Origin of the sequence: Wolbachia endosymbiont (group B) of Camptogramma bilineatum (assembly GCF_947251825.1) — a bacterium.
Taxonomy (GTDB): Bacteria; Pseudomonadota; Alphaproteobacteria; order Rickettsiales; family Anaplasmataceae; genus Wolbachia.
This window is the reverse complement of sequence record NZ_OX366391.1, coordinates 1,553,916-1,567,026: the sequence shown is the minus strand read 5'-3', so window position 1 is coordinate 1,567,026 and position 13,111 is coordinate 1,553,916. Positions and strand designations below refer to the sequence as shown.

At 34.2% G+C, this 13,111-nt stretch carries 12 protein-coding genes and 1 tRNA gene; 6 read left to right on the top strand and 7 right to left on the bottom strand.

The window, feature by feature from the left end; all coding sequences use genetic code 11:
- Positions 1-415: 415 nt before the first annotated feature.
- Positions 416-1,756 (top strand): group II intron reverse transcriptase/maturase, encoded by a 1,341-nt coding sequence (gene ltrA / locus OPR44_RS08035; protein WP_265014897.1) that lies wholly within the window; start codon positions 416-418, stop codon positions 1,754-1,756.
- Between the two features lie 92 nt (positions 1,757-1,848).
- On the opposite strand, the gene OPR44_RS08030 is transcribed toward ltrA, so the two are convergent.
- From OPR44_RS08030 to OPR44_RS08010, 5 genes are all read right to left on the bottom strand, one after another.
- Complete coding sequence (locus tag OPR44_RS08030; RefSeq protein WP_265014896.1) at positions 1,849-2,673, bottom strand: RluA family pseudouridine synthase; 825 nt, start codon at positions 2,671-2,673, stop codon at positions 1,849-1,851.
- Complete coding sequence (locus OPR44_RS08025; protein WP_265014895.1) at positions 2,658-3,830, bottom strand: coiled-coil domain-containing protein; 1,173 nt, start codon at positions 3,828-3,830, stop codon at positions 2,658-2,660. Before OPR44_RS08025 ends, OPR44_RS08030 begins: the two co-directional genes overlap by 16 nt.
- 134 nt (positions 3,831-3,964) lie before the next feature.
- Positions 3,965-4,303, bottom strand: coding sequence for a hypothetical protein (locus OPR44_RS08020; protein WP_265014894.1), 339 nt, complete (start codon positions 4,301-4,303; stop codon positions 3,965-3,967).
- Entirely contained in the window at positions 4,291-4,452 is a 162-nt protein-coding gene (locus OPR44_RS08015) for a hypothetical protein (RefSeq protein ID WP_265014893.1), read from the bottom strand. Before OPR44_RS08015 ends, OPR44_RS08020 begins: the two co-directional genes overlap by 13 nt.
- Before the next feature lie 45 nt (positions 4,453-4,497).
- Entirely contained in the window at positions 4,498-6,522 is a 2,025-nt protein-coding gene (locus tag OPR44_RS08010; RefSeq protein WP_265014892.1) for a ComEC/Rec2 family competence protein, read from the bottom strand.
- A 96-nt stretch (positions 6,523-6,618) separates the two neighbouring features.
- On the opposite strand from OPR44_RS08010, the gene OPR44_RS08005 reads away from it, so the two are divergent.
- Together OPR44_RS08005 and OPR44_RS08000 are read left to right on the top strand one after the other, a co-directional pair.
- Positions 6,619-6,695 (top strand) — tRNA-Met (locus OPR44_RS08005).
- A 384-nt stretch (positions 6,696-7,079) separates the two neighbouring features.
- Positions 7,080-7,343 (top strand): hypothetical protein, encoded by a 264-nt coding sequence (locus tag OPR44_RS08000; RefSeq protein WP_264375198.1) that lies wholly within the window; start codon positions 7,080-7,082, stop codon positions 7,341-7,343.
- A 426-nt stretch (positions 7,344-7,769) separates the two neighbouring features.
- On the opposite strand, the gene tmk is transcribed toward OPR44_RS08000, so the two are convergent.
- Positions 7,770-8,363: a dTMP kinase gene (gene tmk / locus OPR44_RS07995; RefSeq protein ID WP_265014891.1), complete on the bottom strand. Its 594-nt coding sequence runs from the start codon at positions 8,361-8,363 to the stop codon at positions 7,770-7,772.
- 106 nt (positions 8,364-8,469) lie between these two features.
- Between tmk and OPR44_RS07990 the strand changes: the two genes are divergently transcribed.
- The 3 genes from OPR44_RS07990 (at position 8,470) to OPR44_RS07980 (ending at position 12,016) form a co-directional block, all read left to right on the top strand.
- Complete coding sequence (locus OPR44_RS07990; protein WP_265014890.1) at positions 8,470-9,042, top strand: thioredoxin family protein; 573 nt, start codon at positions 8,470-8,472, stop codon at positions 9,040-9,042.
- Positions 9,043-9,047: 5 nt separating this feature from the next.
- A complete protein-coding gene (locus tag OPR44_RS07985) occupies positions 9,048-10,766 on the top strand; it encodes a monovalent cation:proton antiporter-2 (CPA2) family protein (RefSeq protein ID WP_264375200.1) in 1,719 nt (572 codons plus the stop codon).
- An 89-nt stretch (positions 10,767-10,855) separates the two neighbouring features.
- Positions 10,856-12,016, top strand: coding sequence for an aspartate kinase (locus tag OPR44_RS07980; RefSeq protein ID WP_265014889.1), 1,161 nt, complete (start codon positions 10,856-10,858; stop codon positions 12,014-12,016).
- 15 nt (positions 12,017-12,031) lie between these two features.
- Here the strand turns inward: OPR44_RS07980 and recF are convergent, their stop codons facing one another.
- Positions 12,032-13,111, bottom strand: coding sequence for a DNA replication/repair protein RecF (gene recF / locus OPR44_RS07975; RefSeq protein ID WP_265014888.1), 1,080 nt, complete (start codon positions 13,109-13,111; stop codon positions 12,032-12,034).

The following is a 13,111-nucleotide window of genomic DNA, read 5'->3' as shown; positions in this document are numbered from 1 at the left end:
GGGAAACCAAAGTGTTGAAGCCTACCGACAACGTTATCGTAGGATAATGGCGAATTACCAGGCCGTAGCGAAAGCGAACACATAGGTGGCCTCGAAGCTAAATACTGAAGGCTGAGCCCACGGAAACAGGGTGAAGGCAAAATAGATAGCTGAAATCCGAATGATACAGCATATCTACTTCAGCGGGGTGGTAGTGGCAGCATGGTAATGAGGACATACAAAGCAACTGGAGAAACCCTCCTCATCCCAAGGAGAAATACCTTGGAGCGGTAGGTTCTATAACTGGAAAACAGGAAATGAACTGAAGATGAAAGGGTGGCGGATGGGTGTGTAGTAGTGAAGAAATGAGGTAACGCTCATGGAGCAAAGGCACCCTACTAGTAGGAATCTTTAACAAAAGGGAGGTAAAGGTAAAATGATAAAAATGCCAATAAAACTACAAGACCTGAGAAGAAAGATATATACCAAAGCGAAAGCAGAACCGGAATGGCGATTCTGGGGAATCTATGTTCACGTCTGCAAGATGGAGACACTAGAAGAAGCATATAAGCTAACAAAGAAGAGTAATGGGGCACCAGGAATAGACGGGGTGACATTTGAATCGATAGAGGCAGAAGGCTTAGAAAAGTATCTTCAACAAATAAGACACGAACTAATAACCAAGACCTATAGCCCAAATAGGAACCGGAGGAAGGAAATACCAAAAGCTGGGGGAAAACACAGAGCATTGAACATACCCTGCATCCGGGACAGAATAGTGCAAACAGCACTAAAGCTAATAATTGAACCAATATTTGAATCTGACTTTCAGGACGGATCATATGGATATAGACCTAAGAGAAAGGCGCATGAAGCAATAAACAGGGTAGCGAAAGCAGCAATCAAAGGCAATACAAAAGTTATTGATGTAGATCTGAAATCCTACTTTGACAATGTGCGACATCACATTCTTATGGAAAAGATTTCTAAAAGAGTAAATGATAAAGAAATCATGCACCTGATCAAGCTAGTACTCAAAGTAGGAGGGAAACGAGGAATAGCGCAAGGATCAACACTTTCACCACTATTAAGCAATATATACCTCAATGAGGTAGATAAAATGCTAGAGAAGGCAAAAGAGGTGAATAAAGAAGGAAAATATCGACATATAGAATACGCAAGATGGGCAGATGATCTAGTGATACTGATAGATGGACACCAGAAATGGGAATGGCTCGAGAAATCAGTATACAAAAGGTTACAAGAAGAATTAGCAAATCTAAAAGTAGAAGTAAATAAAGAAAAGACAAAAGTAATCAACCTAAAAGAAGGAGAGACTTTCAGCTTTCTAGGATTTGATTTTCGAGAGAAGATCACAAAACAAAGAAAGTGGAGGGTGCAAACAACACCGCAGATGAAAACACGAACAAACCTACTTCAGAAGTTGAAGGAAGTATTTCGGTGTTACAAATCGCAACCAATATGGAAAGTGATTCAAATCATCAATCCAATATTGAGAGGGTGGACAAACTACTTTAGGATAGGAAACTCAAGTCGAAGCTTCAACTACGTAAAACAATGGGTAGAGAAGAAAGTAAGACGCAACTTAATGAAAGCCAGAAAAGCAAAGGGATTTGGCTGGGAGAGGTGGAGTAGCGAATGGATATACGAAACACTAGGTCTATATAAAGACTATAGATTAAGATATTATGTTCCGAAAGCAGCCCCAGTACAATATGTTATAAACTTTGGTAAAGAATCTACTAGGAAAGCGTAGTGCGGGAAAACTGCATGCTGCGTTTGACGAGGCGGGAGCTGGAAACGTAAATATGGGAATTTTGGATTGAGGCCCAACATGAAAATAATGGATCAGCCACCAAACCCTAAAGAGGCGCGCCAGTTCTCGACCCTACCACTTTTACTACTATTTTTTCCGTAAACTTGATCACCAACTACAGAATGTCCTATGTGGCTCATGTGTACTCGAATTTGGTGTGTTCTGCCTGTCTCCAAAGTACATTTAACCAGGCTTGCTTGCCCTATAATTTTCTTCACTGAATAATGAGTGATTGCTAATTTACCTGCTGTTTTTGTGACACACATCATTTCTTTATTACTGCGTTTTGGAGCAATATGGGTTTTTACTGTTCCTTGCAGATTAGGTAATGCTCCCCAAATTACTGCTAAGTATTCCCGTTTTATTTTACGATTTGATAGCAGTTCAGACAAGAAGCTGTGGGATTGTTCATTTTTTGCAATTACCATGAGTCCACTAGTATCTTTATCAAGCCTGTGAACAATTCCTGGTCTTGTATTTGTATATGGAATTTTGCCAAGGTGAGCGATCACTGCATTCAGGAGTGTATCATTGTTTGTTCCAGCACCTGGGTGTACTGTTAATCTACTTTGTTTACTCAGAACTATAATGTCATCATCTTCATAGACGATATCAAGTTTTATGTCATAATTAGGCTCAATTGATGTGGATATGTCAGGTTGAATGAGATGCACCACATACTCTTCACCTGGTTTTACTATGTGATCATTATTAATTATCGGTATACCAAGTAATTTCACCTGCTCATTCTGTATCAATCTTTGCGCTTTACTGCGAGATATGTTGCATTTTTTAGCTACATAAGTATCTAATCTTAATTTTTTCTCTTCACTACTAATATTTAAAGTCCTGAACATGCTACTTCAAATGCTGCATGAACATCTGGATTCACAAAATCAACTTTTGTACTAGGTTGAATTTGAAGGCCGTCTTGTTTTTTAATGTGGCAAATTGTTTGAGAGCCATCTTTCCAGTAAATTATTATTTTATTATCAAAATTCCGTAGCGTTAACTCCCTCTTTTCTTCTTTTTTATCTTTTTCTTCTAGCTTAATAGACTCTAATAAATAATATAGAAAGCCACTTGCTTTACCGTTAACTTTTTTTCTCCATTCATCCATTTTTTCTTGTTCAGATAATTCTTTTTCCAATTTTGCATTTTCTTGCTCCAGCTCTTTCATCCTTTTTTTTGATTTTAATAATCTATTTTTTTCTATTGCTTTTTTCTCTTCATCTCGCTGTTTTTCAAGAGAAGTAGCAGTAATACTGCCTTCACTGCTATTAGGTTCGGTTGATTGAGTTTGTTTATTCTTTAATTCTTCTAGTTCATCTTTTACTTTTTTTAGCTCTTCCTCTAATTTCTTCCTTATCTTTTCCGCCTCTTTTTTTTGCTTTTCCAACATATCTATAAACAAAGGATCATCACTAACTGTGCTTTCCCCAGATTTAAAAAAGCCAACAAATCTGCTTGGTTCAAATCGCTCAACCTTATCTTCAGCGATTTTAATAGCATTATCTAAACTAGAAAAAATACTTTCAATGTTTAGTGAACTTGCTCTTTTTACCAGCCCTTTAGCTTCACTTAAAATGGGCGAGATTTCCTTGTGCAACTCATCCAAATCTTCTTTGATGTCTTCTCTGACTCTTCGTAGATGAACAAGTGTTTCTTTAATTTCATCATTTGCAGGCTTTAGAAGCTTATTATCGAGTAGACCTTTAACTTCATCTAACTGCTTATCAAGTGAGTCAACAATTTTATCTGTAAAATCAGTCAAGTGCTTATCAAGTAATTTTATCAATCGAGATGTAGAATCATTTTCTTCTTCATCTTTTGTCTTTTTTTCCATTACTGATACAACCCCACCTCTTCTGAATGGAAAGAGAATATCCAAATTGTTAAACTTTTTAACAATATTATGATTATTGTTTATCTCGTTGTTTTTTTGCTTGCTGAATGTTATACATATCCCAACAATAGCAATGATACTAGCCAGTGCAACTATGGCCCATTCCAAATCCTGAATATTGGCAAAGCTCAGTCTATTTTGTATTAACGCACCAACTATAATTACAGCACTAATTACATATGGTATGGTAAGAAAAATTGCCTTATTCTTATTCTCTTGTCTTTGATCATCTAATATTTTTTTTAATTTTCAGAGATTGGCAAAATCATTGAAAAGCTTGCTTTTTTGTGACTTGTAAAACTTAAATTTGGTTTTATCTCTATTTTTAGAGCATTTTCAGCGATTTCACTCATCTCGTTGTCTTTGCCACCTCTAATTTTATTATTTATTAATTCCTCTATCAACTTTTCTCCTTCTTTTATCTCCTGCTTATGCATATATCTCATAGCAGAAGAGGCTACAAAAGTTGTTAAAAGAATAATAGAAACCAAAGTGTAAATTGGCATGAATGTTGGGTTAAAAATATCTGTAATAAACCTTAGATCATTATGGGTTATTATTATTGCAGCTACATAAGCCAAATATTTACAGTCGCTATGGGTAGAGTGTTACTTACAGAATATTTCTTTGTTGCACGCCATAACCTAGGAAAAAAAACAATAGCATCATCTATTTTGGCAAAATTATGATCTACTTTAACATTGAAAGGATTTGTTGTATCTAAAGGCATAAATTTCCTCACATCCTAATTAAGTAATTATATATAAATGATACTTTAAAAACAAGTTTTTGGCTTATGCCAAGGACGATTAGAACGCACTTTACTAACCTTTATACCACTATCTGTTAGCCAAACAGAGTGTGTGCCATATGCCTCTAAGTCAGCGTATTTGATGATTTTAGTATTGCAAGCTGGATAGTTAAACTTGCTTAACTGAATTACTAGATCGACATTGTTACAATTTTCTAAAATATCTTCTCTTTTGTGAGCTAGCAACACTGACTTATTATTTCCTTTATTATATATACAGCCATAATCATTACATTTTAGCCTTTTGTTTGAATTACTGAATTTAGTATGATTCACAATTTGATTCTGCCCGTTTTGCTTTGCCCACGTTTTGACAACAAAATTTCTGTTTTTTCTAGTAAGGGAATATAGTAAATTGTCATCTTCTTTTACAGCAAGATTATCAGCACTGACTAGAATGTCAGGAGTTGTATACATAGCGCTAGAGAAAATACCTAGCACAATAAAGAAAATTCCAAAGAAACGCCAATTCCTTTCCCACAAGCATAGCCACAATAACCCAAGCGTTATTATAATAATTAATGAGGCAGGAAAAGTGCGAATAGGAACAACCAAATACTGAAGACTGGCAATTGCGTTTGTTATATATAAAACGCTGTCAATTGGGCGTTCCATGAGAGGCGTTATAATCCACTGAGTACCCAAAGGAATCAATAAAACATAAATTATTCCAAGTGGAATAATAATGAGTGTAACTATTGGTATAGCAATCAAATTTGTGATAATGCTGCTGATTAAAAAATAGTTAAAATTATATATTGTATATGGAACTGTTGCTAAACTTGCTATTATTGAGCTGATCATTATCGACACAAAATATTTTATTATTTTTATTTTGAATAACTTATTAGCATTGATCTGATAGCTTGCAACTAGTGCCAAAACAGCAGAAAATGACATTTGAAAACCTGGCTTTAAGATTGCTTCTGGCTCCACTATGAGTATCACCGAAGCAGCAAACGCAATTGCTATTAATCCTCGATATTTCCTTTCTATGATTATTGCAACAAGTACCAAGATCACCATGATGTAGGCACGCTGAGCAGAAATTTGCATACCGGTAATCAACAAATAAAAGGTAGTTGGCAAGATAGTAAAGAATGCAGATATTTTTTTAGTGTTATATTTAAGAGTCAAAGTTTCAGATATTGCAAATAAATTACGGAATACTATAAAAAATAGACCAGCAACAAACGATAAATGTAAACCAGATATAGCGAATAAATGTGCTATACCTGAATCTCGTATCGCATTCATAGTTTTTTGATCTACCCCGTCTTTTTTGTCAATTAATAATGCAGAGATTATGTCCGCGTGTGGCTTTTTGGTATTTTGCTGTAGGTTTTCATAGATATATTGACGAAAAGATTCTATATACTCTTGAAATTTTCTTGCTTCAGCCTTTTTGTACAGGACTATTTTGCTTGTTGCAAAGCCTGTAGCATTTATTTTCTGATAATATGCTATTCTTGCAAAATCATATGTATATTCCGAAGGCGCAATTTTTGGAGGAAAGAGTTTTGCTGATAATTTTACTTGATCCCCTATTTTAATGCCTTCTTCCGCTTTGGTTCTAACTGATATTCTGATGCTATCTAACTTAAACTTCGTGTTTTTTATTTCATAAAGCAAAAATTGTTTATATGAGCTCCTATCGTTAATATCCTTCACTGTAGCAACAATATCTTTCACATACCTTTCCTTATCAAGAATGTGAGTATTAACTGAATCTGTTCTGAATTTGCTGGCTGTAAATCCTATGAGCACTGCAATTAAAGAAATGCATAATATTGCGTATTTCCTGTATAATATTGCAATCAGAATTAGTATAGGTGAAAGCAAGAGAAAAATAGATATAGTGAAAGCACAGCTTGGTTCAAAATTTAATGAGAAATATGTTAAAATTCCTGCACACTGAAAAACAGGGAACCACAATATCAAGTTATATTTTTCATTGCACAGATTGTTATGTATATAATTTACTATCATGTTAAGAAAGGTTAATAGATATATAAATATATGTAATAGTGTGATTTTATTCTTTTATTTATTATTATTACGCATATAATAATAAATAAGCAACGACGCGGGATGGAGCGGCTCGGTAGCTCGTCAGGCTCATAACCTGAAGGTCGTAGGTTCAAATCCTACTCCCGCAACCATCTTTCAATTGTACAAACATTGTGATTTCGGATAGAAGAATCACTTGACAAACTTTACCAGTCTCTTATCATATCAATAAGAGTATTTATCCTTGTTTTTGGGCTCAACAACAAAATTCAGTAAAAAAACTCAGATATTTATTGGCAAATTACACAAAAATTATAGCGGCTGCATGTCTTTTAAACTTTTTCTACATTCAGCCAAATCGCGCTTGTTAGCACATTATCAATTTAAATTATTAAAACTTGCTATTCGGGACTTCTTTTGCCTTTTTTCTATTTGGTTGGATGATTTTATAAATTAGTTAAAATATTCATAATATTGATTTCTTATCACAACAATGCTATTATTAAGCTAATATTACTTTTAGTGAGGTATGAGCAATGGTTGATGTGGCTTTTATTGGCGTAAATACGGTTATTGATAACGGATACAGAAGAAAAATAAAACTCGTTATGTCAGGGTTATTTTTAGCTGTATCAGCAGCAACTGCTATCTGGTTTATCTTTCCTGGATCGCAAAATGTACTTGCTCCATTCTTGCTTCCAGCTATATTCCTTCTCTTGACTCTGTCTATGGGATATTATACGTTTCTTTTTGGTTGTGAGAAAAAATCTGTAGTAGAAAATGTTCTAGGTATCTGCTGAGTCAGTTAAGAGAATGCGTTGCCAAGACGAGATCGAATCTTTGCTAGCAAAAACAAGAGATACCACAAAAAATAAGTTTTGTAACATACTTTTGTTTTGAGGATCGTAGCAAAGCGCACAAACTTGCTTTATACGTAAAAGACATTGATGATATTGCATCTTTAATAAAGAATGAGGATCTTTTAAGTCACTTTGATCAATTTTTTACCATAACTGAAGTAAGCAATAAGAATAGTAGAAATGAGCTAATTAATCGCGCAAGAATATATAGAACAATAAGTGAAAAACCTAAAAATGAAATACAAAGTTTTTTAGCTAATCAAAAAGAGAGTCTTTCGTATGAAATAACGTCACCTAAAATTGATAATTTTTTACCACAGGTTAATGCAGTAACTGTTTAGGTTAGCAAAAGTTCAATACGTATAGCTAAGTCTTTGCAATATCAATAATTTCATTGTGTACATGATTATCACTTTTTTTTTCAATTCCAGTAATAACATTACATCTATTAGATTCTTTTATAGCTATTTCTTGAAATCCTTTTCGAATTTTATGATAGAAATCAATGCTCATTTCTTCATACTTATTTTTATCCTTTGCTCTGCTGAGTCCAACTTGAACATCAATATCTAAAATAAATGTGATATCTGGATATTTAATTTCCACTAATTTGTGTAAGTCTCTTATTAGACTCAAGTCAACACCTAGTCCATACCCTTGATACGCAATAGTTGAATCGATAAATCGATCACAAATAACTGTCTTTCCCTCTTTAATAGCTGGCAATATTAATTTTTTCATATGTTCGTGCCTCATCGAGATAAGCAGCAAGAGTTCAGAAATAGGATCAATATTATCCTTAAGTAGTAATCCTCTTATTTTTTCTGCAAAATCAGTACCACCTGGTTCTCTAGTCAATACGACATTATTTTCACCGTGAATTTGCTTGAAATAATTTGTAAGTAACTCAGACTGTGTTGTTTTACCAGAACCATCTATTCCTTCGAAGGTTATGAACATAAATTTTATAATTACAATGCTAAATGCAAACAGTGTACATAGAAACCATTTGACATTTAAGCAATAAGATCATAAATTATACACGGTATATAATTCTCTATGAGCTATGGTTGCGCTAGACACTCCTAAGATAGATTTAGACTTTACTGCAAAGAATTTCAATCTCTTGGGAGTGGATAACAAATATTATACATTAAGTGACTGCTATGGGGAAAATGGTCTTATTGTAATGTTTATATGCAATCACTGTCCTTACGTTCAATCAATTATTAGCAATCTAGTAAGCGATGTTAATTTGTTGAAAAAAGATTATCAGGTAAACACCGTTGCAATCATGCCAAATGATGTGAATAAGTACCCAGAAGACTCCTTTGAAAACATGATTAATTTTGCCGAGAAAAATAAGTTTACATTTCCATATTTAATTGACAGTAACCAAGAAGTAGCTAAAGAGTATGGTGCTGTTTGTACCCCTGATCTCTTTGGGTTTAACGCTGATTTAAAACTTCGTTATCGTGGACGTTTTAACAATGCAAAAAAAGAGAAAGTTCAAAATTATGAAATAGGAAGTAGTGATTTATTTCAAGCGATGAAATTTATTGCAAAAACTAGCAATCCTCCAATTGACCAAAAATCAAGTGTTGGTTGCTCAATCAAGTGGTCTAATTCTACAGGGTAAATATCATGCACAGTGGCTCTCAGCATTTGTTTGATATTATAATCTTACTTTCCGCTGCTGTGTTTATAGTAATAGCGTTTTGGAAAATGAATATTAGTCCAGTGCTTGGTTACTTTGTTGCAGGTGCATTGATTGGTTCTCATGGATTTAATCTGATACATTCAGCTGAAGTAATGGATAACTTCGCAGAATTTGGAGTAGTTTTCCTGTTGTTTATTATAGGTCTTGAATTGACATTTGAACGCCTCATCGCCATGCGTAGGCATGTGTTTGGGTTTGGTTCTCTCCAAGTTATAGTTACTATGATAGCAATATGGTGCATTGCTCTCGCCTTTGGAGTGAGCATAAACATGGCAGCAGTTATTGGTGGTGGGCTTGCACTATCTTCAACAGCAATAGTGTTGCAGGTTCTGCAAGAAAAGGGTTCTCAAGCAAGCCAAGTTGGTAGATTGTCGATAGCAGTGCTACTAATGCAAGACTTTGCAGTGGTACCTCTGATAGTACTAGTGCCTCTGCTTACTGGCAATTCTGAACACAGCTTAATAAGCTCGTTGGCAGGCTCATTAGTACAAGCAGCTATTGCATTGGTGTTGATATTTGTAACTGGTAGGTTATTACTGAGGCCATTGTTTTCGGTTATTGCCAAAATGGAGAGTAATGAAATCTTTATATCAACAACACTTCTGATAATATTAGGATCAGCATTTATTACTGAACAATTTCATTTATCAATGGCATTAGGTGCATTTGTTGCTGGGTTACTAGTTGCAGAAACAGAACACAGGAATTCGGTAGAACATGCAGTATTGCCATTTAAAGACTTATTTCTTGGTTTATTCTTTATGACTGTTGGCATGTCTATTGATATTGACCTTTTACTCAATAAGTTACCACTCGTTACTTTATTATCAATTATCCTTATCGTTTTAAAGACGTCCATTATATATACATTGTGTAGATTTTTTGGATTTAGAAGTGCACCTGCAATACAAGCTGGATTACTGCTTGCACAAGGTGGTGAATTTGCATTTATTTTATTCCGTTTAGCAGATGAATTAGATGTACTATCAAGTGAAATCGCTCAAGTGCTTATGATGGTAACTACAGTAACTATGGCTTTTACTCCTCTTTTATCGGGAATTGGAGACTGGATAGCAAATTCATTTAGCACTGAAAAAATAATACTAGACGATGAAGCAATCGAAACAGATACACAAGATCTTTATAACCACGTAATAGTTGCCGGGTTTGGTAGAGTGGGATATATGGTAACGAAAATGCTTACTGCAGAGCATTTAAGTTATGTTGTTGTAGATATTCAATCAAAAATAGTAAAAGAAGGAAAAAATGACAGTTTCCCTATATATCTTGGAGATGCTACAAGATATGAAATTTTAAAATCAGTAGGAATAGAAAGAGCTCAAGCTCTTGTGGTTTCAATAAAGAACGAAGTCACTATAAAGAAAATAGTTTCTCTAGTTGCAACAAACTTCCCGCATGTAAATATTATAATACGTTTACCAGATTTGAATAATGTGGAGGTTTATAAAGATCTAGGGGCTAGTAAAATTATTCCCGAGACGTCTGAGATTGGATTGCAGCTAGGTGGAGCAGCATTAAGCTTAAGTGGAATTAGCGAAAGCGGAGTTACATCTTTAAAAGGTAAATTTAGAAAAGGCAACTACAGTATGTTAAAAGACCTTGGTAGTGATAAAGATGAATAATCCTCTATCACTTTAATTAGTGACCAGAAAAACACATTTAATTAAGCAACTATACTCTCTAGAAAGGTGAAATTGACCTTATTGTAACTATGAACAAAATAATAATAAAAAAATTTGGTGGTACTTCGCTAACTGACTTAAATCGAGTTGCAAATCTAATAAAAAACGATATTGAAAAAGGTTATAATGTAATTGCTGTTGTATCTGCTGCTGCAGGATTCACTGACCAAATGGCTTTTCAAGCCAGGCAAATTTCAAATTTAAATTGTAGACAAGAGTTATCAGAGTATGATGTCCTGCTTTCAGCAGGAGAACAAATCTCTTGCGGGTTATTAGCTATCACTCTTCTGTCTGTTGGAGTTAATGCTAAATCATGGCTCGCCTGGCAGTTACCAATTGTAACGGATAATTTTTATTCTGAGTCTAAAATAAAAAAGATAAAAATTGACCATGTAAAAAGATCTTTTGCTGAGGGTTATACTGCTGCAATCATTGCTGGTTTTCAGGGTATACACGATGATAGAATCACTACTTTTGGTAGAGGAGGATCTGATATCTCAGCAATTGCCTTTGCTGTAGTCTTTGGTATTAGGACTTGTGAAAATTTTACTGATATTGATGGAATATATACAGCAGACCCAAAAATTGTTCCAAGGGCACGCAAGCTTAAATCTATCTCTTACAATGAAATATTGGAGATGTCGTCATCTGGTGCTAAAATATTGCATAATCGTTCAGTACAACTTGCAATGAAGCATAATATTAAGGTGCAGGTGTTATCCACTTTTGAGGAAGTAGAAGGCACTACAGTACTACACGAAAAAGATGTACTGGAAAGATACTTAATTACTGGAATAACTTATAGCACTCACGAAGCTCTTGTAACTTTTACTAACTTTGCAAATACTCTGGATACTTTAAGAAATATAGCAGGAGCAAACGTTAAAATTGACATGATACATGGGTCAAGCTTTTTGATTTCTAAATTTGATGTTGATTTAATGACAAAGTTATTGAACAAAAATGAAAATTATGTCGTAAACAATAATATAGCTAAAATTTCAATAATTGGTATTGGTGTTATGTCTAACACTGAAGTGATGTACCGCACACTCAAGGTTTTAAGCGAAAAAAAGATAGAAATACTTGCTGTCACAATGTCCGAAATCAAGATCAGTATAGTTGTTCAAAAAAAACACGCTGAGGCTTTAATTAGAGATTTACATACCGAATATGAGCTTGATGTATGACAGCACGCTTGAAATTTATTTACTTGATAATTCAAAAAACTTGAAAGAGCAAAGATAGTTATTGAAATTATCTTGATTTACATCGGTTATCCAAGTTTGACATTGAATACTTAACACCTCCTCCATTAACACCTTTCTGTAATCTTTATCCAGATGCGACATTATATCGTCAAGCAGAAGAAGAGGTGCTTTATTGTAATGAATACACCTTGCTTTTACACTAGATAAGATGATAGAAAGCAGTAATAGCTTTTGCTCTCCAGTAGAACAAAGATTTATTGGCATGTCCCCTTTTTGGCAAAAAACCCAAAAATTATCATTATGTACAGAAAAGGTTACTCTACCAGTTAATGAGTCTTTTTCTCTGTTTTCCTTTAGACGATTCTGAAAATATTCTGCAGTATCGTCCAAAGTTAGCTGGCTGCTGAATTTCAAACTTGCCTTCGGAAAAAGCTTACAGGAATGGTTATCAATTGTGTCTTGTAATATCTTTAAAACAGATGATCGCATACGTAAAATATCAATTGCATTGGTAGCCATGACGTTTTCAAGACTAGAGAGCCAACTTTCGTCCAAAATATCCTCTCTAAGCAATTTACTTCGCTCATGCTTAGCTTTTCTATATTTCATGTAGCAATAGGTGTAATTTTCTTCAAATAGTGAAACTATACGGTCTAAAAATTTTAACCTGTCGCTTGGAGAATTAAGAAGAATATAGTCCATTTGTGGAATTAGCCATATTACATTAGATATTCTATACAAAGATGAGTAGCTTGACTGCGTTTTCCCATCAATTTGTATTAATTTCTTATTAAGATTCTTTCCTATACCAATTGAGTTAAGCTCTGCTCCATTGAAAAAATCATAATACACTACCCAACTTTCATTACTGCGCCTATTTTGCATCTCATTGATTTTTGCTTTTTTCATTCCGTTGCTTTTAGCAAGCAATGAGATTGCTTCAAGTATATTAGTTTTTCCAATACCATTTTTGCCAGTTACTACAACTGGTCTATCATCTAAATCCAGTTCAAAGTTTGAATGACTACGAAAGTTATATAATTTCAGTTTTTTTATATAGCAATGGGTAGTCAT

Bases quoted from the DNA above. Each gene is read 5' to 3' on its own strand.
- tmk (WP_265014891.1), bottom strand. From the start codon at position 8,363: ATGTTCATAACCTTCGAAGGAATAGATGGTTCTGGTAAAACAACACAG.
- recF (WP_265014888.1), bottom strand. From the start codon at position 13,111: ATGACTACCCATTGCTATATAAAAAAACTGAAATTATATAACTTTCGT.
- OPR44_RS08030 (WP_265014896.1), bottom strand. From the start codon at position 2,673: ATGTTCAGGACTTTAAATATTAGTAGTGAAGAGAAAAAATTAAGATTA.
- OPR44_RS07990 (WP_265014890.1), top strand. From the start codon at position 8,470: ATGGTTGCGCTAGACACTCCTAAGATAGATTTAGACTTTACTGCAAAG.
- OPR44_RS08015 (WP_265014893.1), bottom strand. From the start codon at position 4,452: ATGCCTTTAGATACAACAAATCCTTTCAATGTTAAAGTAGATCATAAT.
- ltrA (WP_265014897.1), top strand. From the start codon at position 416: ATGATAAAAATGCCAATAAAACTACAAGACCTGAGAAGAAAGATATAT.
- OPR44_RS08000 (WP_264375198.1), top strand. From the start codon at position 7,080: ATGGTTGATGTGGCTTTTATTGGCGTAAATACGGTTATTGATAACGGA.
- OPR44_RS07980 (WP_265014889.1), top strand. From the start codon at position 10,856: ATGAACAAAATAATAATAAAAAAATTTGGTGGTACTTCGCTAACTGAC.
- OPR44_RS07985 (WP_264375200.1), top strand. From the start codon at position 9,048: ATGCACAGTGGCTCTCAGCATTTGTTTGATATTATAATCTTACTTTCC.
- OPR44_RS08010 (WP_265014892.1), bottom strand. From the start codon at position 6,522: ATGATAGTAAATTATATACATAACAATCTGTGCAATGAAAAATATAAC.